The organism is Herbaspirillum sp. CF444 (assembly GCF_000282135.1).
Classification (GTDB): Bacteria; Pseudomonadota; Gammaproteobacteria; order Burkholderiales; family Burkholderiaceae_D; genus Herbaspirillum.
On record NZ_AKJW01000067.1, the window covers coordinates 34,145 to 56,276 of the forward strand.

Consider the following 22,132-nt stretch of genomic DNA (forward strand, 5'->3'; position numbering starts at 1 on the left):
GGCAATGTGCATGCATTGCAGGTAAAATCTCGTGCTTACTTCACTCATCCCGCCGACGCCGATGCGCATCCTGTTCCAGACCGCCGACACCGCCAGCCAGGACGCCTGGCTGCACGATTTACGTTCCGCCATGCCGCACGCAGAGATTCGCGTCTGGCAATCCGGCGACACCGCCCCGGCCGATTTCGCCATCGTATGGAAACCGCCCTTCGAGATGCTGCAAGGCCATCCCGAATTGAAGGCCGTCTTCAACCTCGGCGCAGGCGTCGACGCGATCCTGCAACTGAACGTGGTGCCGGAGAATCTGCCGCTGATTCGCATCGATGACGGCGGCATGGCGGAACAGATGGCGGAGTTCGCCACGCATGCCGTGCTGCGCTACTACCGCCGCCTCGACCAGTACGAGCGGCAGGCGCGCCAAGGGGAATGGACGCCGCTGGCGCCTTTTGAGCGCAGCGACTTCGGCGTCGGCGTGCTGGGTCTGGGCGTACTGGGACAACGCATCGCCGAGAGCCTGCAGCATTTCGGTTTTCAGGTCAGCGGCTGGAGCCGCAGCCCGAAGACGCTGCCCGGCGTGAAGGCCTACGCCGGCAGCGCACAACTCGATGAATTCCTGCGCGGCGCGCGCGTGCTGATCTGCATGCTGCCGCTGACGCCCGACACGGCCGGCATCCTCAACCGCGCGACCTTGTCGCAACTGCCGCGCGGCGCCTATCTCGTCAACCTGGCGCGCGGCGGCCATCTGGTCGAAGCCGATCTGCCGCCTTTGCTGGAAAGCGGTCAGATCGCCGGCGCCACACTGGATGTGTTTCAGGAAGAACCGCTGCCGCCGCAACACGCGTTCTGGAAAGATCCCCGCATCGCCATCACGCCGCATATTTCCGCGCTGACCGTACGCAGCGAAGCCGCGCGCCAGATCGCCGAAAAAATCGGCGCCCTGGGCCGTGGCGAACGCGTGGTCGGACTGGTTGATCGCAACAGAGGATATTGAACATGGAACAGAATCAAGGACACGATACGCTTCCAGATTCCGCGCAACGCGTGGCCAATCTGCTCGCACAGATGCAGCACGACAAGCCGGTCGTCATGCTGCCCAGCGCCGGGCGCACGTCGGCCGAAGCGGCCGCCGGTCTCGGCTGCAGCGTGGCGGAGATCGCCAAGTCGATCATCTTCCGCCGTCTGTCCGACGATGCGCCCGTATTGGTGATCGCCAGCGGCAGCAATCGCGTCGACGAAACCAAGGTCGCGGCGCAGGTCGGCGCGCTGGGCAAAGCCGACGCCAGGTTCGTGCGCGAGAAAACCGGTTATGTCATCGGCGGCGTCTGTCCGATCGGCCATGCGGTCAAACCGGTGATGCTGCTGGATCAGGATCTGTTCCGCTACGACAGCGTGTGGGCGGCAGCCGGTCATCCGCATGCCGTCTTCAATCTGACTGCACGGCAATTGCAGGCGATGACCGGTGCGCCGGTGGCCGACGTCGCGCTGGCTCCCGTTGCACCCATTGCACCCGTTGCACCCAACGGACAACAAACGAACTGATATCATCAAGAACAGCCCCGAGGCGAAGGAGACACCCCATGAGCTTGCCCAAGAAAGTCAAAATCGTCGAAGTCGGTCCGCGCGACGGCTTGCAAAACGAGAAGGAAACCATCTCCGCCGAAGTCAAGATCGAGCTGGTGAATCGATTGACCTCCGCCGGCTTCGTCAACGTCGAAGCCGCCTCTTTCGTCTCGCCGAAATGGGTGCCGCAGATGGCGACCTCGGGCGAAGTCATGCAAGGCATCACGCGCAAACCCGGCGTGATCTATTCGGCGCTGACGCCCAACATGAAGGGCTTCGAGGCGGCGCTGGCGGCCGGCGCGGACGAGGTGGTGATCTTCGGTGCGGCGTCGGAGGCTTTCTCGCAAAAGAACATCAACTGCTCCATCGCCGAATCGATCGAGCGTTTCCGCGAAGTCGCGCAAGCCGCCAAGGAACACAAGATCCGCCTGCGCGCGGCGGTCAGTTGCGCCTTCGGTTGTCCATACCAGGGCGAGGTGCCGCTGTCGTCGGTCTCGGATGTGGTCGGCCGCTTCCGCGACCTCGGCTGCGATGAAATCGACATTGCCGACACCATCGGCGTGGCCACGCCCAACAAGGTGGCGCCGGTGATGCAAGCGGCGATTCGCGAATTCAACATCGATGGCTTGTCCGGTCACTTCCACGACACTTACGGCCAGGCGCTGGCCAACATCTATGCCAGCCTGGAAGTCGGCATCACGATTTACCATTCGTCGGTCGCCGGCCTCGGCGGCTGCCCTTACGCCAAGGGCGCCACCGGCAACGTCGCTTCGGAAGACGTGCTGTACATGATGCAGGGGCTTGGCATCGAGACCGGCGTCGACCTCGATGTCGTCGTCGATGCCGGTCAGTTCATTTCAGAGCACCTGGGGCGCAAAGCGGTCAGCCGCGCCGGCAATGCGATCGCGGCGAAGAGGAAAGGTTGAGAGCGCAGCGCTTTTGCACGGAAAACGCGTCATAAAACTAAAGTGGCATGATCAGTGAATGATCATGCCGCTTTTTTTAGTGGTGGCGATGCACCGGTTTGTCCACATCTGCGAAACAGGCGCGCATTTTGGTGACGCACGGGCATCTCCGCACCGGCTGGCGGCGCGACGCGGAACCGGCGTTAAAACAAGCCCTCAAGCACACCCTGCATTTGCCATACCGGCAACAGCAGCAACAGCGGCAACGTCAATGTATATGACGGCTGCGCGTACGCACGTGTTTCAGGCGTGCCTGCAAATAACGGCTGTGAAGTGCTGCTGCACCGATAAGTCCGCCGGCGATGGCCGCCACGATCAGAAAGGTATCCATATATCCCCCCTCGGAAAGATCACCTTGATTCAGCCAGGATTGGCATGCCTACGCTCATGCAAGTCACATGCCATGCGAGGAACATGGGACGTAGAAGTGTTTATCGGCTGATGTATAGAAAAAATAACACGTTTAAAAAATGAAAAGTTCAGCCAAAAGCAAAAATCATTTGATGCAACAACAAAAAAAGCACGATCGTAATATTTTTATCCTATAATCTGCGAATTACCTACAACGATGAGACGCCGCCATGCCCAATCCCGCCATTCCTGCCATCCTGCAAAACCTGCGCCTGCCCATCATTGCCTCGCCGATGTTCATCGCCAGCAGCCCTGCGCTGGTGGCGGCCCAATGCAAGGCGGGCATCGTCGGCTCCTTTCCTGCGCTCAACGCGCGTCCGGCGGAACAGCTTGATGTCTGGCTGACGCAATTGCAGACCGAACTGGCGACGTACCAGGCCGCCAATCCGGACGCCATCATCGGCCCGATCGCCGTCAACCAGATCGTGCATCAGTCCAACGACCGCCTCGCCCACGACGTCGAAGTCTGCGTGAAGCATCGCGTGCCCATCATCATTTCCAGCCTGCGCGCGCCGCCGCAGGAAATGCTGGACGCCATCCACAGCTATGGCGGCATCGTGCTGCACGACGTGATCTCGATCCGCCATGCGCAGAAGGCGCTGGAAGCCGGCGTCGACGGCCTGATCCTGGTGGCGGCCGGCGCCGGCGGTCATGCTGGCGCGCTGTCGCCGTTCGCGTTGGTGGGCGAAGTGCGCAAGTTCTTCAAGGGCCCGCTGATCCTGTCCGGCGCCATCGCCACCGGCGACGCCGTCCTGTCGGCGCAAGCCATGGGCGCCGACCTGGCCTACATCGGCTCGCGCTGGCTGGCGACCAGGGAAGCCAACGTCACCGACGAATATCGCCAGGCCATCGTCGAGTCGACCGCCGCCGACGTGGTGTACACCAACCTGTTCACCGGCGTGCACGGCAACTACCTGAAAAAGTCCATCGTCAACGCCGGTCTCGATCCCGACAACCTGCCGGAGGCGGACAAGACCAAGATGAATTTCGGCTCCGGCGGCGACACCAAGGCCAAGGCATGGCGCGACATCTGGGGTGCAGGCCAGGCAGTGGGCCTGATGGACGACGTGCCGACGGTGGCGGAAATGGTGAACCGACTGGAAAGCGAATACGCCGCAGCGCGTCGGCGCCTGGCACTCTGAGGCAGTCGCATAGCAAGAACCGGCGCGGCTTTGCGGGCGATGCCGGTTTTGCATCGAAGCGACGCCGACAGACGGGTTCTGTCGGACAAGCTCGCGACTTGCAAATGACTTTGTAACTAAGGACACTTCTCCGGCACTTCTTTCTCGCTTGCATGTCGTACGGTCTCAGACACCATACACGTGAGGATTTCATGACCAGCTTTCTGCGCACCAGAAAAGACCGCCATCCTAAACCGGAAAACAAAGCCCGTCTCCCCCATGAGCATGACCAGTCCGGCGACAGCCAGCGCAGTGACATCGATCAGAAGGAGATGCGCCGCGCGTATCAAGACATCCGCGAAGGCCAGGTGGACACCGATCTGCGCGGCAGCGGCGGACTGGACGAGATCAACAAGGGCGCCGGCAAACGCGCCGGCGAAGCTCCGCGCAAGGACGATCCGTACGACAAATCGCACTGATGTCCTGATTGCCCGACAGGCGGCAAATCGGTAGCCTGCATTGGCAAAAAATCAAGAGGCCAGGCAGGAACCGGTCGCACCGCAGGACATTGACGATACGCCGCTCATCAGCGGCGTATTGCGTTTGTGGCCGGCATTCACAGCTGCCATTTAAAGCGACGAGTCCGCGATCCACCCGCTGATGATGCCGAACAACTCCTGCGGCTTTTCCATCGGCGTCATGTGGCCGCAATCGCGCACGATCTCGAAACGCGCCGCCGGAATGCGCTGCGCCATTTCCGCCGATTCTTCCACCGTGCGCAAACGGTCTGCATCGCTCGCCACGATCAGCGTCGGACAGGCAATGCGATGCAGGTCGGCGTAACTGCCGTCGCGCAGCGTCGACAGCTGGCGCAGAAAAACTTCCTTGCCGTTGGCCAGCGCCATGGCTTGCAAGCGTTGCAACAAAACCTGGTCGGTCGCCCGATCGGGATGCAGCGACGACGCCAGCGCGCGCGAGGTCAGGCCCTTGAACGGCGCCTTTTCCGCCAGCGCGATCTGCGCCAGCGTGCCGGCCGATTCCTTCTCGCTTTGCGGACGCGAGGAGGTATTGAGCAAACCCAGTCCGAGCACGCGCCCGGGCGCCTTCAAGGCAATCGCCTGCGCCACGAAACCGCCCATCGAAAAACCGAACAGCACGAACTTTTCCGGCGCCGCCGACAGCACGCGATCGGCCATCGCGGAGATCGAGCCATCCAGTCCGAGATTGCCGAAATGCAGATTGCCCAGCGTGGCAAGATCGGTCCGCATGTCGTCCCACAAGGCTTCGTTCAACATGAAGCCGGGCAAAAAAACCAGGTCGCGCATTTTCTTTTTCTCTTTCCTTGTCCGGGATATTGCTCTTAGGGCTGTTCGTTTCTTGGACGACGCTGCAGCGTCATGACTTCGCCGTCGACCGCAAACAATTGCAAGGTCTTGCCGTCGATCTTGTAGCGCTCCAGCGCCTGCAATTTGTCGAGGAAGGCCGACTCGAATTCCATCGCCTTGCCCATGCAGGCCATGCGCGTGGCGGCGGCGTGGCCTATCGTCAGACGGCTGCCGTCGCGCAGCACATACGGCGCGTTGAACCGGTTGCACCAGGCGCGACCGCTGACGCTGGCTTGCTTGCCGTTATCCTGAAAGTTCAGGATAACCGGCTCGCCATTGTCTCCATGCGGAATCTCGTGGCCGGGCCAGCTGGTCAGTTCCCATAGCGACGTGGTCAGGTCAGCGCTCGTCGTGGAAGATGAGCTTGCGCACGCCGCCAGGGCAAATGCCGCCAGTGTCGCCGCCGTGATTGCCGGATATCGTTTCATGTCCCTGCGCTCCTTTCAGGATTCAGTCCGTTCACTCCAACCCGCTTATTTCAATCCGTTTATTCCAGCCATTTTGCGCGGCTAGCCGCCAGCGCCACCGCGAAACACAGCACGCCGATGAATCCCAGCGCCGCCTGCAAGCCGAAGCCGTGCGCCAGAAAACCCACAACCGGCGGGCCGATCAGGCTGCCGCTGTAGCCGAGCGTGGCCACGCCCGCCAGCGCGATCGCACCATGCCGGCCCGCCGCGCTGAACACAAAAGGAAACACCATCGCCACGCCGCTGCCGGCAATCGCAAAACCGAGAATCGCCAGCGGAATGTCCGGCGCCGCCACGGCGAGAAACACCCCGACGCTAGCCAGCAGCGAACCGAAGCCGACCACCTTGCGCGCGCCCCAGCGCTCTTTGAAGCGATCGCCGACCAGCCGCGCCAGCAGCATCATGCCGGCGAACGCGGCATACGCCAGCGGCGCGCCGCCGTCGCCCGCGCCCATGTGATCCTTCATGTACAGGCCGCTCCAGTCGGCGATCGATCCCTCGACGATGGCGCCGCAAAAGCCGATCAGTCCCAGCGCCACCAGATGGCCGTGCGGGATGGCGAATATCTTGCGGTCCGCACTCGGTTCCGGCCGGTCATTAGGCAGGGCCTTGTAACCCCAGCGCAGCGGCGCCAGGAAAAGCAGGCTCAACGCCAGGAAATGCCACAGCGGCGCAATCTCAAAGGATGCTACCGCGCTGCCGAGCAAGGCCCCGCTGAAGGTGCCCACGCAAAACCACGCGTGCAGCAGCGACATGATGGAGCGACCGGCTTTTTTCTCGGCCACCGCACCCAGTGCGTTGATGGCGACGTCAAAGCAGCTGGACGCCGCACCGTACACCATGCTGAACAGCATCAGCACCGGCAGGCCGGGCGCACAGCCGATGGCCGGCAGCGACAACAACAGCATCAGTCCCGCATACCAGGCCGTGCGGCGCGCGCCGTAATGCGCGTTAAGCCACGCCGCCAGCGGAAACGAACCGACGGCGCCGATGCCGCCGCACAGCAGCACCAGGCTCAGGGTGGCGGCATCGAGTTGCAAGTTGTCGCGGATCGACGGGATGCGCGCGGCCCAGCTGGCATACAGCAAGCCCAGCAGGAAAAAGAAAAACGGAATGGCGATCTGCCGCCATCGCACGCGCAACGCCGAAGCGCCGAGACTTTCAGTCAGGTCGGTTGTCATGCAGTCAAGAGAGGAATAAACTTCTGTCAGCCGTCATTATCTCGCATCCGCCGACATCGCTTTTGCATTCCGTGCGATTTCGTACCATCCCGATGATGTTTTTTCATTGCGCCCGCCGTAACTTGCCATGTCTTCCCATGACTTGCCACCCGGCGCCGTTCCGTTTTTTTGCATGACCGTCTCCACTGATCCGAACCTCCTCCCCACGCTGAAGCTTGAGCGCCAGGCCATCGATGCACTGCTGGCGCTGCAACACCTGATCGACGACTACACGCCGCGGCACGAAAGCCGCGTCGCCGACCTGGCGCTGCGCATCGGCCGGCAACTGCAACTGAGCGAAGCACGACTGGAAGCCCTCCACCTGGCCGCGCGCGTGCACGACATCGGCAAGGTCGACATCCCGCTGGACATCCTCAACAAACCCGGCAAGCTCAGCGATGCCGAATTTGCACTGATCCAGACCCACGCACAGACCAGTTACGACGTGCTGAGCCGCATTTCGTTCACGCTGCCGGTCGCCGAGATCGTCTACGCCCACCATGAATACCTCGACGGCTCCGGCTATCCGCGCGGCTTGCACGGCGATCAAATCATGCTGGAGTCGCGCATCCTGACCGTGGCCGACATTGTCGAATCGATGTCGGAAGACCGGCCCTATCGCAAGAGCCTAGGTATGGCCGCCGCGCTCGACGAGATCCGCCGCCTGCGCGGCACGCGCCTGGATCCGGCGGTGGTCGACGCCTGCCTGCTGCTGTGCACCGAGTCTTGTTGCGGCACTCAGGCAGAGCCGCAACAAGGCTCGGCGCAATCCGCTACACTCTGAGCAGAGCCGGGGACGGCATTGCATCGTCCTCCGCATCCATCATAAGAAACCAGATGGCAACCAGCCGTCGATGCTCAAGAGACAAGCCATGCCCGATCCGACTGCCGCCTCCGACGAGGGGCGCAAACTCCCCCACACTCATCATGACTTCATTACGCGCCATCCGCTGCTGACCGCGCTGGCCCTGTCGCTGGGCACCGCCATCGCGCTCGGCGTGGCGCGCTTCTCTTATGCATTGTTGCTGTCGCCGATGCGCACAGACCTCGGCTGGCCCTATCTGATCGCCGGCGGCATGAACACCGGCAACGCGCTCGGCTATCTGCTCGGCGCACTCATTACGCCGTCGCTGGCGCGCCGCTTCGGTTCGCACAAGATGCTGGTCGGCGGCGCGCTGGCGACGGCATTCTTCATCGTCCTGTCGGGCTTGTTCATCGATACCGCGACCTTGCTGTTCCTGCGCATCGTGACCGGCGCGGTCAGCGCCTTCATCTTCATTTCGGGCGGCATCCTGGCGACGCGACTGGCGGCGCTGCATCCGCAACGCGCGGGATTTCTGCTGGGCGTGTTCTACGGCGGCAGCGGCATCGGCATCGTGATCTCGGCCTGGCTGGTGCCGCTGACGATTGCCGCCGCCAACGCGTATGGCGTTGCGCACAGCTGGCAATGGGCGTGGCTGGCGATGGGGATCCTGAGCCTGGTCGCCACGGCCTTCATGACGCCGCCGGCGCTACGCATCCCCGATCTGCCGCCGCAAGTGCGCGGCGCGGGACGGGTACGGCTACGCACACTCGGATTCAGCCTGACGAGTTATTTCATGTTCGGTTTGGGCTATATCGGATACATGACCTTCGTCATCGCGTTGCTGAAGGAGCAAGGCATGTCGGCCGGCATGATCACGCTGTTCTACACGCTGCTGGGTGTCGCGGTGGTGGCATCGTCGCGCCTGTGGGCCGGCATGCTGGACAAGTTCAAAGGCGGCGAATCGCTGGCCATCCTCAACGCGCTATTGAGCATCGCCACGCTGCTGCCGGCGGTGACGGCGGCACCGGTGGCGGTGTTCATTTCCGGATTGATGTTCGGCGGCGTGTTTCTGTCTGCCGTCGCGTCAACCACGGCGCTGGTGCGACACAATCTGCCGCCGGCCAGCTGGTCGGTCGGCATCAGTGCGTTCACGATCGTGTTTGCGGCCGGACAGATCGTCGGCCCGAGCATCGTCGGCTGGATCGCCGACCGCAGCGGCGGCCTGCAGCAAGGCCTGATGTTCTCTGCGGCGGCCTTGCTGATCGGGGCGCTGCTGGCGTGGCGCCAGCACCCCCTGTCGTCAGCCCAGGTGCTTGCGCAATGATGTAATCAGCGTCCCGCACGCGTCGTCGGTGCCGACGGTGATGCGCAGGAACTGATTGATGCGCGCGCTGGTGAAGTGACGCACGATGATGCCGTCGCCGCGCAGCAATGCCGCCAGTCCCGCCGCGTCGTGTTGCGGATGACGAGCGAACACGAAGTTGGCCGCCGACGGCAGCACCTCGAAACCGAGCGCCGTCAACTCCGCCACCATTTTTCCGCGGCTGGCGATGACCGCCTTGCGGGTCCGGTCGAAATGTTCGTCGTCTTCCATTGCAACCGTCGCGCCGACGATCGCGATGCGATCCAGCGGGTAGGAATTGAAACTGTTCTTGACGCGTTCCAGTGCGCCGATCAGATCGGCGTGGCCCACCGCAAAGCCGACGCGCAAGCCCGCCAGCGAACGCGACTTGGACAGCGTCTGCACCACCAGCAGGTTGGGATAACGCGCCACCAGAGCGATGGCGCTATCGCCGCCGAAATCGATATACGCTTCGTCGACGATCACCACGCGATCCGGATTGCCCGCCAGCATGCGCTCAATGGCGTCGAGCGCCAACAGGCAGCCGGTCGGCGCATTCGGGTTCGGGAAAATGATGCCGCCGATGGCGGCGCCATGGCCGAGGTAGTCCTCGACACGGATAGTAAAGTCGTCCGCCAGCGGCACCGCGCGATAGGCCACTTCATACAGGCCGGCGTAGGTCGGATAGAAGCTGTAGGTGATGTCCGGGAACAGGATCGGCGCGCCATGCTTGAGCAATGCCTGGAAAGCATGCGCCAGCACCTCGTCCGAACCATTGCCCACAAACACTTGTGCCGGCGACAAGCCGTGGCGCCTGGCGATCGCCAGTTTCAGCGGTTCGGCATCGGGATTCGGATACAGGCGCAGGTTGTCGCCGACTTCCTGCGCCATCGCAGCGATCGCCTTGGGCGAGGGGCCGTAGGGATTTTCGTTGGTGTTGAGCTTGACCAGATTGCTGATCTTGGGCTGTTCGCCGGGAGTGTAAGGCGTCAGGCGGCTGACGATGGGGCTCCAGAATTTGCTCATGGGAATGATTTTCGGAAGATTCTACGTAAAGTTCTGCGGGAAAGCGTCTATGGTAACAAACCCCGGCCGGCGGCGCGGCACAGATAAAGCGGACAGTAACGCAAACCACGTCAACTGAGGCCCTTGCTTGCGCATTAATGGCATGCGCAAGGAGGGTTGCGCAGGTTCCCGGCGGCAATGCCGGTCAATTCCATCATGACAAATCTATAAAGAGTACTCGCATGGCTGAAGAATTCGAAGTCCCAAGTCCGCATGAACATCATCTGGAACACGTCACCGAACACGCACACGAGAGCGGCGACAACTTTGCCGGCAAGATCGCCGTCATGACCGCGATCATGGCGACCGTCGGCGCGCTGTTCAGTTACCAGGCCGGCTCCACCGAGAGCGCCGCCGCCATGAACAAGAACAACGCCGCCATCAAGAAGACCGAAGCGGCCAACCAGTGGAATTATTACCAGGCCAAATCCAGCCGCCAGAACCTGGCCGAACTGGCTGCGACCATCCCCGGCGTCGATGCGGCGAAATACACTGCCGCGGCGGAACGCTACAAGTCGGAAAAGGAAGACATCCGCAAGGCCGCCGAAAAGCTGGAAGCAGAATCCAAGGAATGGGACGAACTGTCCGAAGTCAAACTGCACCAGCACCACCGCTGGGCGCAGGCCATGACGGCCATCCAGATCGCCATCTCGCTGGCGGCGATCACGCTGCTCACGCGCAAAAATTGGTTGAAGCGCATCTCCTACACCGCAGCGGGCGCCAGCGTCGTGCTCGGTACGCTGGCGGCGATGCATATCTGATTGAAAATCACCGGCACGCATTTCATCAAAAGGTGAGTGCGTGATGGCAAACAGGTTCAGGTTTTTGCTTCGATGTGATAGGTGCCCCACGGGCACAAGGCAAAACGCGCGCTGATCGGCTTTGCCATGATGTCCGGAAAAGCGTCGGCGTCGAAGACCGCCCACAACGGCCCCAACCCGCCCAGCGGAATCGGCTTGCCGTCCAGATGCGTGGCGACGATGAAGCGATACTTGCGGATATCGGCCATCGTCACCTGCACCGCGTAGCCGTCGACGGCGCGCAGCAGAACGTCGCCGACCGCAGCCGCGCCGGCGGCATGCATCACCTCGCTCAGCAAGGGGCCGCTCAGCACATGCTGCTTGCCGTCGTATTCCAGCGTGGGCCTGATGCTTGTCTGCGGCAAGGCGCTCAACGCGGCGAAGTCGAAGGTGTGGGCACGGTTGAACTGCAGCTTCTGCTTGGCCATCATCTGATCCAATGCCGGATCGAGCGCGCCGCGATTGCCTGTGCCGATGGCGCCGGTGACGGTCAGCAGCACCGGACCGGATTCCGTGCTGCCGACACAGGCGGCCTGCTTCTTGTTTGCGGCGATGGCAACGCTGCTCATGCCGAGCAGCCCGGCGGCGAGAAATTGTCGTTTCTTCATTGTCGGTCTTTCTCTTTTGTACCAGCGATGAAGCGCATGATGCACGATAAATGCCCATGCCGGATACAAAAAAAGCGGACCGCGGTCCGCCTTTTATTTCTGCCGACTCCTATCGCCAGCCTGCGGCTTCCTCATCCCACGCATCTGAACATCACCACGCTGCGCGACGGCCGCACGCCGAAGACACCGTCGGAAGTTTCAGCGCCGGTCAACTGCATGCGCTTGCCGCGTTCCTTGCAATAGGCATCGGCGTTGAGGACGGCGCTCGCGGCGGCACCATCGTTGCCGTTCAGGCGCGACTGTCCGGTGACCATGTAGGTATCGCGATCGAGCTGCTGAATGGCGCCGCCGGAGGAGCAAGCCGACAACAGAACCGGCAGGAAGAATCCAAGATACAAGCGATGCGGCTTCACGTGCCCCCTGACAAAACAAAGCGATGGAACCGCAAGGCTAGCGCACAAATTGCCGTCACGCCTGGATGTAAAGAGCGGCGTTACATTGCCTTTACAAGATGCCGGCGGCGACGCCGCGACGTCATTCTGCGGTATGGCTTTTCAGCGCGACCCATCGTTGATTCTGCACTTCGTAAATGGTGAATGACGGGTTTCTCAGGTTGCCTGCCGCGTCGAACGAGATCGTCCCGGTCAGACCGCGATACTGAATCCGATGCAGGACGTCGACCACTTTTCTGGCATCCAGCGAATTGGCTTGCCGTATCGCGGCGATCAGCACCTGTGCGGCATCGTAGGCGAATGGCGTCATGCCATACACGTTGAAATCAAAACGTTGCGTGTAAGCGGCTTCGAATTTTCTCCAGCCGGGCATCTTGTTGAACGGCAGGCCGGCCTCCAGGGAAAACGTGCCGTTGGCAGCCGCTCCGGTCGAGATGAGGAAGGACGAACCGACAACGCCGCTCAGCGACGTGACCAGCTTGGTCTTCATTTCCAGGCGCCGCATATTTTTCGTCAACATGCTGGTCTGCGAGGTATAGCCGCCAAAAAAGATGAGGTCGATGTCCTGCGCCTTGAGACGCAGGAGGATCTTGTCGAAATCGCTGTCCGTCTGCGTCACCGTATCGTGGCTGACGATCGTCGCGCCATTTTTTGCCGCCACGTCGATGAAATGCGCGGCGGCGCCGACGCCGAACAGGGTGCCGTTGTCGATGACGGCAATACGGCTGGCGCGCAGATCATCGGTGACATAGTCGGCCAGGAAATGGATGGCTTCGCTGTCGCCACCCAAGGTGCGGAATGTCGTGCGATAGCCCATCTCGGTGAACTTGCGCGTGGTCGCGGCGGGAGAAATTTGTGCGATGCCCGCCGTGGCGTAAATCTTTGCGCTCGCCACGCTGGTGGTGCTGTTGGCCCCGCCGATGACGCCGATCACGCCGGCCCGCACAAGGATATTGGCAACGTGCCGTGCACGATCCGGGTCGCCCTGGTCATCCACGCGGACCAACCGGAACAGCACGTGCTTGCCGTTGATTTTATAAGGATGGTGATTGGCTGCCGCGATGGCCAGTTCTGCCGCGTTCGCCATGCTCTTGCCAAAGGTTTCCGAGATGCCGCTGAGCGAACCGGCGAATCCGATCAATACTGTCTGAGAACCTTCCGCGCATGCGTGTGCGGAGACGGAAAACAATACAATGAATATCCCCGCCCTGTAAAAGCGGCTCAAAAAAGGCATCTCTCCTCCGCAAAGTTTTTTCGTGACCAAAATGACTCCTCTTATACCTCACGGCAACCTCGGTCACGATCAAAAAAATACGAAATCAGAGCACCATTACAAACTGTCACAGAAACAATACTCACAAGCAACAACGCCCCGAAGACGGGGCGTTGTGAGCTGCTGTTGCATGGTGTTGCCATGCATTGCCATGTAGTGCCACCCGCCATGCAGCGCATGACAGGTGCGCCGGTCAGCGCGTGACCGGCTTGTAGCGGATGCGTTTCGGCTTGGCGCCTTCTTCGCCGAGGCGCTTCTTCTTGTCGGCTTCATACTCCTGGTAATTGCCGTCGAAGAAGGAGACCTGCGAGTCGCCTTCGAAGGAAATGATGTGCGTGGCGATGCGGTCGAGGAACCAGCGATCATGGCTGATCACCAGCACGGTGCCGGCGAATTCCAGCAGCGCATCTTCCAGCGCGCGCAGGGTTTCGACGTCGAGGTCGTTGGACGGTTCATCGAGCAGCAGGACGTTGCCGCCTTGCAGCAGCGTCTTGGCCAGATGCAGACGACCGCGTTCGCCGCCGGACAGGTTGCCGACGATCTTTTGCTGGTCGCCGCCCTTGAAGTTGAAGCGTCCCAGATAGGCGCGCGACGGCATTTCGAAACGACCGACCGTCAGGATGTCGGCGCCGCCGGCGACGTCTTCGAACACGGTCTTCTTGTTTTCCAGATCTTCGCGCGACTGGTCGACCAGCGAAATCTTGACGGTGGGGCCGAGCACCAGGTCGCCGCTGTCCGGCTGTTCGCGGCCCGCCAGCATGCGGAACAAGGTCGATTTGCCGGCGCCGTTGGGGCCGATGATGCCGACGATGGCGCCCGCAGGGATCTTGAAGTTGAGGTTGTCGATCAGCAGGCGGTCGCCGTAGCCCTTGCTGACGTTCTTGAATTCGATGACTTCGTTGCCCAGGCGCTCGGCCACGGGAATGAAGATTTCCGAGGTCTCGTTGCGCTTCTGGTATTCGTGTTCGCTCAGCTCGTTGAAGCGCGACAGACGCGCCTTGCTCTTGGCCTGGCGCCCCTTGGGATTCTGACGCACCCACTCCAGTTCCTTGGCGATGGTCTTCTGGCGCGCCGACTCCGTGGCTTCTTCCTGCTTCAGGCGCGCTTCCTTCTGCTCCAGCCAGGACGAGTAATTGCCCTTCCATGGAATGCCGTGGCCGCGGTCCAGTTCCAGGATCCATTCGGCGGCGTTGTCGAGGAAGTAGCGATCATGGGTGATCGCCACGACGGTGCCCGGGAAGCGCAGCAGGAACTGTTCCAGCCAGTCCACCGATTCGGCGTCCAGATGGTTGGTCGGTTCGTCGAGCAGCAGCATGTCGGGCTTGGACAGCAGCAGTTTGCACAGCGCCACGCGACGCTTTTCGCCACCGGACAGCACGCCGATCTTGGCGTCCCACGGCGGCAGGCGCAGTGCGTCAGCGGCCATTTCCAGCTGCTGGTTCAGGCTGTTGCCGTCGGAGGCGGAGATGATCGCTTCCAGACGCGCCTGCTCGGTGGCGAGGGCATCGAAGTCGGCGTCTTCTTCGGCGTAGGCGGCATACACGGCGTCGAGCTTGGCTTGCGCTTCAAACACTTCGCCGAGCGCGCTCTCGACTTCCTGGCGCACGTTCTTTTCCGGATCGAGCTGCGGTTCCTGCGGCAGATAGCCGATGTTCAGGTTCGGCGCCGGCGTCGCTTCGCCTTCGATTTCCTTGTCGATGCCGGCCATGATTTTGAGCAGCGTCGATTTGCCGGAACCGTTCAGGCCAAGCACGCCGATCTTGGCGCCGGGGAAGAAGGACAGCGAAATGTCTTTCAGGATCTGACGCTTCGGCGGCACGATCTTGCCGACGCGGTTCATAGTGAATACGTATTGAGCCATGTTTGGATGCCAGTAATGAGGGTAAGAATGCTTGCGGAATACCGTGATTGCAGCTGAACGCCCGGGAGCCTATGCGCTGAGCGGGCGGCCCTTGGCGGACCACAATCGCCACAATCCTTCCAGAGAGTATACAGCCAGCGCGGACCAAATCACCATGAAACCTGTCAGACGCGCCCCGTCGAAGGGCTCGTCATAGATGAAAACCCCGGTCAGCAGCTGCATCGTGGGCGAAATGTATTGCAGCAAACCCAGCAGCGACAAGGGAATCCGGCGCGCCGCACGAGCGAACAGCAGCAAGGGAATCGCCGTCACCGGCCCCGACAGCGCCAGCAAAATCTGCGACGGCAGCGAGGCCTGCAGGAAACCGTTGCTGCCGTGCAGCGCCGACACCGCGAGCACCGCCAGCACCAGCGGCGACAGCAGGATGGTTTCCAGCGCCAGACCTTCCAACGCGCCGAGATGCGCGATCTTGCGCAGCAGGCCGTAAATGCCGAAGGTCGCGGCGATGGTCAGGCCGATCCACGGCAAGGCGCCGTTGATCCACGTCAGCCACAACACCGCGCCCAGCGCCATGAACACCGCCAGCCATTGCAAGGGACGCAATTTCTCCTTGAGGATCACATAACCCAGCAGCACGCTGACCAAAGGGCTCATGAAGTAACCGAGACTGGCGTCGACGATGCGGTCGCTGTTGACCGCCCACACATACAGCACCCAGTTGCCCGACAACAGCAAGGCGCTGATCAGGAATCCCAGCAGCACACGCGGCTTGCGCGCGACTTCGCCGAGCCAGGCCCACTGGCGCTTCCAGCTCAACACCGCGACGAGAAAAAGCAGCGACCAGAAAATGCGCTGGAGCACGATGTCGAAGGAGCCGACGTCGTGCAGCAACTTGAAATACAGCGGGAACAGCCCCCACAGGAGGAAACAGCTTATCGCGTAAAACATGGCGACCCGGAAATAGGAAAAGTGGAATGACAAAAATGAAAGCGCCGCGAAAACCCTGGAAAGTTTCGCGGCAGCAACGTCATTATCTCAGGATTCCCCTTTTCCGGCTGGCAAGGCCGCGCATCATGTCAGAGCGCCACCACGAAGCGGTCTTTTATGCGTTGAATCTCGCAATCCACTTCCGTCGCGCGACGCTCGATCACGAACACATCCGCGCCGCCGATGGTGATCATCGGGTGATGCCAGACGCCGCGCCTGAGCGTGACGCCTTGGCCCGGTTCGACGATGAAAGCCTGAATCGCGCCTTCGTCCGGCATATCGTCGCCTTGCGTCACCACCACCAGTACACGCCCCTGCCCCATCGGCACGAAGCTCTGGCTGCCCAGCAGATGACGCTCGAACATGGTCAGCGCATACGGCGCGACGTGGGTGCCATCCTGCGTGCGAAAGATCGCCACGCAGGCTTCGCCGCCCTGCTCGTTCACATCCAGTTGCGTCAAGTCGTCGAAACGTTGTGCGGTGCCTTCATTGATCGGCCTGCTGCCGGACTGCGCCTCGGATTGCACCGTCTCTGGTGCGATGACATCGCCGAACGGCGCGAACGCCGCCGCTGTCAGCGTCTGCGCCACGATGACTTTGCTTGCGGCTGATGCCGGTGAATCAGGCAAGTTCATCGATGAGCTTTCTCGACAAGCGAATCAAGGCCTGATCGCTGCCCAGCGGCCCGATGATGGAGAAGCCGAAAGGCGCGCCATCGAGCGTCATCAGCGGCAGCGAAATCTGCGGGCAACCCGACAGGCCGGCCAGGCACAGCATGCGCACGGCCTGGTTGCGGTAGTTCTCCAGCACCTGTTCCGATTCGCTCAGCAGCGGCGCGACGTCGGGCATGGTCGGCAAGACGATCACGCGATCGCTGCCCAGCAGGCGCAGGAAATCTTCGCGGAAACGGTCGCGCACGTTGCTGTGCTCTTCCATCTGCTGCGGCGTGATCTGGCTCGACCAGGCAAAACGTTCGGCCACGCCGGGACCGAGTTGCAGGTCGTGGCGGACGATGGTTTCGCCATGGCTTTGCCAGGCTTCATAACCCTGGATATAACGGAACGCCCAATACAAGGCTTCGAACGACGGCGTCGCGGTCTTGACCGGCAACGGCGTGCCGATCACGCCGGCCAGACGTTCCAGCGTCTGCATGAACACCGCCTGCACGCGCGGCTCCAGCAAGGCCAGCACGTCGGCAGCAACCAGCACCTGCGGCATCGACGGCGCACCGTCGGGCAACAGGCAGGTGTCTTCGCGCAGCAGCACTTCGCCCACGCGCGAAAAACTGTCGATATCGCGCGCGAACCAGCCGCAAGTATCGAACGACGGCGCCAGATCCATGCAACCCTTGAGGCTCACGCGCGCATGCGTCGGACGCAGGCCGATCAGCCCGCAGTGGCTGGCGGGAGCACGTACGGAACCGCCGGTATCGGTGCCGAGTGCAACGTCCGCCAGCCCGTTGGACACCGCCGAGGCCGACCCCGAACTGGAGCCGCCTGGAATCCGGTCAGGCGCGCCGCCGTTGCGCGGCGTGCCGAAATGGGCGTTCTTGCCGTTCATCGAAAATGCCAGCTCATCGGTGTAAGTCTTGCCGACGAATCTGGCACCCGCCTGCGCCAACGCCACCACCGACGGCGCCGATGCGGTCTTCACGCCGGACATCGCCAGCATGTGCGGATTGCCGCAGCCGGTCGGAAAACCGGCGACGTCAAAAATATCTTTCACCGCAAAGCGGATGCCGGACAGCGGACCTGCCGAGATCGCCGTGGAAGCGGGTGCGGGATAGGGAACGAAACAACGTGCAGCTTGTGCGTCAACGGACATGAATAATTCTTTCGGACATAAAAAGATGATGGATGGAGAGCATTGCTTACAGAGGTTTAACTTGCGGCCACGCTGACAGCGCCATCAGCGTCGGTAGCGGCATTTGCAATCTGATGCACGCGCAAACAGCTCACGACATGACCGGACGACAACGTCTCTTCGTGCGGCTGCACGCTGCGGCATTCGGCGACGGCGTATTTGCAGCGCTCGGCAAAGGCGCAGCCGGCCGGCAGATTGCTCAGGTCCGGCGGTGCCCCGCCTATGGTTTCCAGGCGCTGGCCTTTTTGCATGGCGCCATGGCTGCGGCTCTTGAGCAGCGACAAGGTGTAGGGATGGCGCGGCCGCGTCAGCAACTCCGCCGCCGGACCTTGTTCGATGATCTTGCCTGCGTACATGACGGCGATGCGATCGGCTACTTCGGCAGCAGCGCCGATGTCGTGGGTGACGAAGACGATGGACAGGCCCAGTTCCTTCTGCAAATCGCGCAGCAAGAGCAGGATCTGGATCTGCACCGTGGCGTCGAGCGCCGTGGTCGGTTCGTCGGCCAGCAAGACCTTCGGTGAACACGACAAGGCCAGCGCAATCATCGCGCGCTGGCGCATGCCGCCGGACATCTCGTGCGGATAGGCGTCGAGGCGGCGTTCCGGACTCGGGATGCGGACTTTCTCGAACAGGCCCAGCGCCTGCTTGTGCGCCTCGGCTTTGGATACTTTCTTGTGGCGGCGGATCGCTTCGACGATTTGTGCTCCCACGGTGTAGACCGGATCAAGCGCCAGCAAAGGCTCCTGGAAAATCATCGCCACCGTGTCGCCGCGCAAGGCCGCCAGTTCGCGCTGCGACATCTTCAGCACGTCCTTGCCGTCGACGTCCAGGCCGCCGCTGATGCGCGTCGACCGTTCCGAATGCAGGCGCATGATGGAACGCAGCGTGACGCTCTTGCCCGAGCCGGATTCACCGATCAGGGCCACGACTTCGCCCTGGCCGACAGTAAGATTGACGCCGTTGACGGCGCGGATCAGTTTCTTCGGTGCGAAGAACTGCACTTGCAGGTCGCGCAATGAAATCATGTCATGCATGGCTGACCTCGCTGGCAAACAAAGAGGCGGTGTCGGTTTCATAACGCAGGCAGGCGACGCCGTGACCGCTGTCGTCATTGGCGAATACCGGCGCGCGCTGGCTGCACACCGGCTGGGCATAGGCGCAGCGCGTATGGAAGCGGCAGCCGCTCGGCGGATTGATGGGATTGGGCGGATCGCCCGCCAGCGGCGCTTCCATCGTGCGTTGCAGCGGATCCATGCTGGGCATCGATTTCAGCAGCGCGCGCGTGTAGGGATGCTTGGGCTGGTCGAACACCTGGTCGGACGAACCGATCTCCACCACCTGGCCCAGATACATCACCAGCACGCGGTCGGAGATGAAACGCACGACGTTGAGGTCGTGGCTGATGAACAGATAAGTGAGACCGAACTCCTGCTTCAGGTCGAGCAGCAGATTGAGCACCTGCGCCTCGACCGACTTGTCGAGCGCCGATACCGCTTCGTCGAGAATCACCAGCCGCGGCTCCAGCGCCAGCGCACGCGCGATGTTGACGCGCTGGCGCTGACCGCCGGACAGCTCATGCGGATAGCGGCCGGCAAAACGTTCCGGCGCCAAACCGACGCGCGCCAGCAGATCGCGTGCGCGGGTAATCGCTTCGCGCGACGGTACGCCGTGCACGGTCGGTGCGAAAGCGATCGAGTCTTCGATCGTCATGCGCGGATTGAGCGAGGAGTAACTATCCTGGAACACCATCTGCGTCTGGCGGCGGAACCGGCGCAACGGCAAGGCGCGCGAACCGACCGTTTCGCCGTCGAACACCAGCTCGCCGCTGTCCTGGTCGATCAGTTGCATCAGCACGCGCGCCGTGGTCGACTTGCCGCAGCCGGATTCGCCGACCACGCCGAGCGTCTCGCCCTTGAGGATGTCGAAATTGACGCCATCCACCGCGCGCACGGCGCTGCGTGCCGAGGCGAAGGGAAGGCCCTTGCCCTTCAACGGAAAATGCTTGAGCAGATCGCGCACCTGCAGCAAAGGCTGGCGCGGTCCGCCGATATCGCGTTCGTCTGTCATTGCTTGACCTCCATCGCCGAACGCAAACCGTCGGACAACATGTTGAACGAAATCGATGTGATGAAAATGAAAGCCCCCGGCAAGGCCGCCACCCAGGGCTGCGTATAGATCGCCGTGCGCAGCGTATTGAGCATCAGGCCCCACTCCGGCTCGGGCGGCTTGACGCCGAGGCCGAGGAAGGACAACCCCGAGGCCAGGATCATCGACACCGAGATCAGGCTGGTCGAGTACACGAAGATCGGTCCGAGCACGTTGCCCAGCACATGGGCGCGCACGATGGTGAAAGCGCTCGCCCCCGACGCCCGCGCCGCATCGACGTAATCGCTGCGACGCACCTGCGTGGTGACGCTTTCGGCGATGCGCGCGATCTGCGGAATGAAAACGATGGTCAGCGAGGTCAGTGCATTGACGATCCCCGCGCCGAGCGCACCTGACAAGGCGATCGCCAGCAACACCGAAGGAAAGGCATACAGCACGTCGATGGTGCGCATGATGGCGGTGTTGATGAAGCCGCCCGCATAACCGGCGAGGATGCCGATGCCGCTGCCGATCACGAAGGCCATCAGCACCGGCGTGATGCCCATGAACAGCGACAGGCGGCCGCCCAGCATCAGGCGCGACAGCAGATCGCGGCCGAGTTCGTCGGTGCCGAACAAATGATCGTGGGTGCCGATCGGTTTCAGGCGCGTGAACATCGAAGTAGCGAAAGGATCTGCCGGCATGATCCACGGCGCGAACATGGCGATGCCGATCAGCGCCAACAGGATCACGGCGGCGATCATCGCCAGCGGATTGCGCACGATGCGCGCCGCGACGTTGGCCCAGTGGCCGCGCGAGCGCTTGTACGCCGGCAAGGATGAGGAGGAAACAACAGCAGTTGCTTGCATGATCACGCTCTTTCTATGCGAGGATCGAACACGGTTTGCAGGATGTCGACCAGCAGATTCAGCGACACGAAGAACAGCGCCAGCACCAGGATCGTGCCTTGCAGCAGCGGCAGGTCGCGCTGGAAGATCGCCTGGTTCAGCAGGAAGCCGGTGCCGGGCCAGGAGAACACGGTCTCGATCAGGATCGAACCGCCCAGCAGGTAGCCGAGCTGCAAACCCATGACCGCCATCGCGGTCGGCGCACAGTTCTTGACCACGTGGCGGAACACGCCGAACTCGCCGAGGCCGCGCGCCTTCAGTCCGATCACGAATTCCTGCGACAGGATGTCGGCCACCAGCGCCCGCACGGTGCGCGCGATGATGCCCATGGGGATGAAGGACATCGTCACCGCCGGCATGATCAGGTATTTGACGTGCTCGGCATCCCACACCCATGCGCCGGAACCGTCAGGCCCGGCGCCGGTGGCGGGCAGCCACATCAGTTGCGACGAGAAGATGATGACCAGCACCATGCCGAGCCAGTAGTGCGGCACGCTGACGCCGATCACGGAGATGAAGGACGCGATCTTGTCGACCCAGGAGTTGCGGAAATAGCCGGCGACAAAGCCGAACAGCGAGCCGAAGAAGAAACCGATCAGCGTCGCCAGCGCGGCGAGCATGAAGGTATTGCCGACGGCCTTGAAGACTTCTTGCGCCACCGGCCGTCCGGTGGCGATGGAGCTGCCGAGGTCGCCGTGCACGGCACGCCAGACCCAGCTGAAAAATTGTTCGGGATAGCTGCGATTGAAACCATAAAGCTCCATCAATTGCTTCTGCAAATCGACGGAAGCGTCGGGCGGCAGGATAGCCACCAGCGGATCGCCCGGTGCGATATGGACCAGCATGAAGCACAGGAACGCCACACCCAGCATGATGGGCAAGGCATACAGTACGCGGCGGATCAGATAGGAAATCATGGGGTGTCTTTACCAAGTCATTCTTGTCGCCGGC

25 protein-coding genes are annotated in these 22,132 nt (G+C 62.0%); 8 read left to right on the forward strand and 17 right to left on the reverse strand.

Going from position 1 to position 22,132, the window contains the following annotated elements; genetic code table 11:
- The first annotated feature begins 61 nt into the window (after nucleotides 1-61).
- From PMI16_RS15715 to PMI16_RS15725, 3 genes are read left to right on the forward strand one after another with little or no spacing between them, the layout of a single operon-like run.
- A complete protein-coding gene (locus PMI16_RS15715) occupies nucleotides 62-991 on the forward strand; it encodes a 2-hydroxyacid dehydrogenase (protein WP_007881241.1) in 930 nt (309 codons plus the stop codon).
- 2 nt (nucleotides 992-993) lie between these two features.
- Nucleotides 994-1,539 carry a YbaK/EbsC family protein gene (locus PMI16_RS15720; RefSeq protein ID WP_007881242.1) on the forward strand — a complete coding sequence of 182 codons (546 nt, stop codon included), beginning with the start codon at nucleotides 994-996 and terminating at the stop codon, nucleotides 1,537-1,539.
- Nucleotides 1,540-1,577: 38 nt separating this feature from the next.
- Nucleotides 1,578-2,486 carry a hydroxymethylglutaryl-CoA lyase gene (locus PMI16_RS15725; protein ID WP_007881243.1) on the forward strand — a complete coding sequence of 303 codons (909 nt, stop codon included), beginning with the start codon at nucleotides 1,578-1,580 and terminating at the stop codon, nucleotides 2,484-2,486.
- A gap of 247 nt (nucleotides 2,487-2,733) precedes the next feature.
- Here the strand turns inward: PMI16_RS15725 and PMI16_RS26680 are convergent, their stop codons facing one another.
- Complete coding sequence (locus PMI16_RS26680) at nucleotides 2,734-2,856, reverse strand: hypothetical protein (RefSeq protein ID WP_007881246.1); 123 nt, start codon at nucleotides 2,854-2,856, stop codon at nucleotides 2,734-2,736.
- A gap of 250 nt (nucleotides 2,857-3,106) precedes the next feature.
- Here PMI16_RS26680 and PMI16_RS15730 point away from each other — a divergent pair, with 250 nt between their 5' ends.
- Both PMI16_RS15730 and PMI16_RS15735 read left to right on the forward strand, forming a co-directional pair.
- Nucleotides 3,107-4,078: an NAD(P)H-dependent flavin oxidoreductase gene (locus tag PMI16_RS15730; protein WP_007881247.1), complete on the forward strand. Its 972-nt coding sequence runs from the start codon at nucleotides 3,107-3,109 to the stop codon at nucleotides 4,076-4,078.
- Between the two features lie 191 nt (nucleotides 4,079-4,269).
- Complete coding sequence (locus PMI16_RS15735) at nucleotides 4,270-4,536, forward strand: hypothetical protein (protein ID WP_007881249.1); 267 nt, start codon at nucleotides 4,270-4,272, stop codon at nucleotides 4,534-4,536.
- Nucleotides 4,537-4,686: 150 nt separating this feature from the next.
- On the opposite strand, the gene PMI16_RS15740 is transcribed toward PMI16_RS15735, so the two are convergent.
- The 4 genes from PMI16_RS15740 to PMI16_RS25970 are packed head-to-tail and all read right to left on the reverse strand — an operon-like array spanning nucleotide 4,687 to nucleotide 7,264.
- On the reverse strand, nucleotides 4,687-5,382 hold the full coding sequence (locus tag PMI16_RS15740; RefSeq protein WP_007881254.1) for an alpha/beta fold hydrolase: 696 nt from the start codon (nucleotides 5,380-5,382) through the stop codon (nucleotides 4,687-4,689).
- A 35-nt stretch (nucleotides 5,383-5,417) separates the two neighbouring features.
- The gene (locus tag PMI16_RS15745; RefSeq protein WP_007881257.1) at nucleotides 5,418-5,870 is read right to left on the reverse strand and encodes an META domain-containing protein; all 453 of its coding nucleotides are present in this window, start codon (nucleotides 5,868-5,870) and stop codon (nucleotides 5,418-5,420) included.
- 59 nt (nucleotides 5,871-5,929) lie between these two features.
- Entirely contained in the window at nucleotides 5,930-7,090 is a 1,161-nt protein-coding gene (locus PMI16_RS15750) for an MFS transporter (RefSeq protein ID WP_007881260.1), read from the reverse strand.
- 36 nt (nucleotides 7,091-7,126) lie between these two features.
- Complete coding sequence (locus PMI16_RS25970) at nucleotides 7,127-7,264, reverse strand: hypothetical protein (protein ID WP_157212662.1); 138 nt, start codon at nucleotides 7,262-7,264, stop codon at nucleotides 7,127-7,129.
- Between PMI16_RS25970 and PMI16_RS15755 the strand changes: the two genes are divergently transcribed.
- Together PMI16_RS15755 and PMI16_RS15760 are read left to right on the forward strand one after the other, a co-directional pair.
- A complete protein-coding gene (locus tag PMI16_RS15755) occupies nucleotides 7,263-7,913 on the forward strand; it encodes an HD-GYP domain-containing protein (protein ID WP_157212663.1) in 651 nt (216 codons plus the stop codon). The two genes, PMI16_RS25970 and PMI16_RS15755, sit on opposite strands and share 2 nt — an antisense overlap.
- An 88-nt stretch (nucleotides 7,914-8,001) precedes the next feature.
- Nucleotides 8,002-9,258 (forward strand): YbfB/YjiJ family MFS transporter, encoded by a 1,257-nt coding sequence (locus PMI16_RS15760; RefSeq protein WP_007881262.1) that lies wholly within the window; start codon nucleotides 8,002-8,004, stop codon nucleotides 9,256-9,258.
- Here PMI16_RS15760 and hisC read toward each other — a convergent pair.
- Complete coding sequence (gene hisC / locus PMI16_RS15765; RefSeq protein WP_007881263.1) at nucleotides 9,235-10,302, reverse strand: histidinol-phosphate transaminase; 1,068 nt, start codon at nucleotides 10,300-10,302, stop codon at nucleotides 9,235-9,237. The two genes, PMI16_RS15760 and hisC, sit on opposite strands and share 24 nt — an antisense overlap.
- A 221-nt stretch (nucleotides 10,303-10,523) precedes the next feature.
- Here hisC and PMI16_RS15770 point away from each other — a divergent pair, with 221 nt between their 5' ends.
- Nucleotides 10,524-11,102: a DUF4337 domain-containing protein gene (locus PMI16_RS15770; RefSeq protein ID WP_007881264.1), complete on the forward strand. Its 579-nt coding sequence runs from the start codon at nucleotides 10,524-10,526 to the stop codon at nucleotides 11,100-11,102.
- Between the two features lie 56 nt (nucleotides 11,103-11,158).
- Here the strand turns inward: PMI16_RS15770 and PMI16_RS15775 are convergent, their stop codons facing one another.
- The 11 genes from PMI16_RS15775 to PMI16_RS15825 form a co-directional block, all read right to left on the reverse strand.
- Nucleotides 11,159-11,749 (reverse strand): hypothetical protein, encoded by a 591-nt coding sequence (locus PMI16_RS15775; protein WP_007881266.1) that lies wholly within the window; start codon nucleotides 11,747-11,749, stop codon nucleotides 11,159-11,161.
- 131 nt (nucleotides 11,750-11,880) lie between these two features.
- Nucleotides 11,881-12,162: a hypothetical protein gene (locus PMI16_RS15780; RefSeq protein ID WP_007881268.1), complete on the reverse strand. Its 282-nt coding sequence runs from the start codon at nucleotides 12,160-12,162 to the stop codon at nucleotides 11,881-11,883.
- A gap of 121 nt (nucleotides 12,163-12,283) precedes the next feature.
- The gene (locus PMI16_RS15785; RefSeq protein ID WP_237719876.1) at nucleotides 12,284-13,342 is read right to left on the reverse strand and encodes a branched-chain amino acid ABC transporter substrate-binding protein; all 1,059 of its coding nucleotides are present in this window, start codon (nucleotides 13,340-13,342) and stop codon (nucleotides 12,284-12,286) included.
- A gap of 325 nt (nucleotides 13,343-13,667) precedes the next feature.
- Complete coding sequence (gene ettA / locus PMI16_RS15790) at nucleotides 13,668-15,335, reverse strand: energy-dependent translational throttle protein EttA (RefSeq protein ID WP_007881271.1); 1,668 nt, start codon at nucleotides 15,333-15,335, stop codon at nucleotides 13,668-13,670.
- 69 nt (nucleotides 15,336-15,404) lie between these two features.
- The gene (gene rarD / locus PMI16_RS15795; protein ID WP_007881272.1) at nucleotides 15,405-16,283 is read right to left on the reverse strand and encodes an EamA family transporter RarD; all 879 of its coding nucleotides are present in this window, start codon (nucleotides 16,281-16,283) and stop codon (nucleotides 15,405-15,407) included.
- Nucleotides 16,284-16,411: 128 nt separating this feature from the next.
- Nucleotides 16,412-16,957: an ureidoglycolate lyase gene (locus PMI16_RS15800; RefSeq protein ID WP_007881280.1), complete on the reverse strand. Its 546-nt coding sequence runs from the start codon at nucleotides 16,955-16,957 to the stop codon at nucleotides 16,412-16,414.
- Entirely contained in the window at nucleotides 16,944-18,146 is a 1,203-nt protein-coding gene (locus PMI16_RS15805) for an amidase (protein WP_007881282.1), read from the reverse strand. Before PMI16_RS15805 ends, PMI16_RS15800 begins: the two co-directional genes overlap by 14 nt.
- Before the next feature lie 56 nt (nucleotides 18,147-18,202).
- A complete protein-coding gene (locus PMI16_RS15810; RefSeq protein ID WP_007881284.1) occupies nucleotides 18,203-19,222 on the reverse strand; it encodes an ABC transporter ATP-binding protein in 1,020 nt (339 codons plus the stop codon).
- The gene (locus PMI16_RS15815; RefSeq protein ID WP_007881286.1) at nucleotides 19,215-20,255 is read right to left on the reverse strand and encodes an ABC transporter ATP-binding protein; all 1,041 of its coding nucleotides are present in this window, start codon (nucleotides 20,253-20,255) and stop codon (nucleotides 19,215-19,217) included. The genes PMI16_RS15810 and PMI16_RS15815 overlap by 8 nt, the downstream gene beginning before the upstream one ends.
- On the reverse strand, nucleotides 20,252-21,142 hold the full coding sequence (locus tag PMI16_RS15820) for an ABC transporter permease (RefSeq protein ID WP_007881288.1): 891 nt from the start codon (nucleotides 21,140-21,142) through the stop codon (nucleotides 20,252-20,254). Before PMI16_RS15820 ends, PMI16_RS15815 begins: the two co-directional genes overlap by 4 nt.
- Nucleotides 21,143-21,144: 2 nt before the next feature.
- Nucleotides 21,145-22,098: an ABC transporter permease gene (locus PMI16_RS15825; RefSeq protein ID WP_007881289.1), complete on the reverse strand. Its 954-nt coding sequence runs from the start codon at nucleotides 22,096-22,098 to the stop codon at nucleotides 21,145-21,147.
- Nucleotides 22,099-22,132 lie beyond the last annotated feature (34 nt).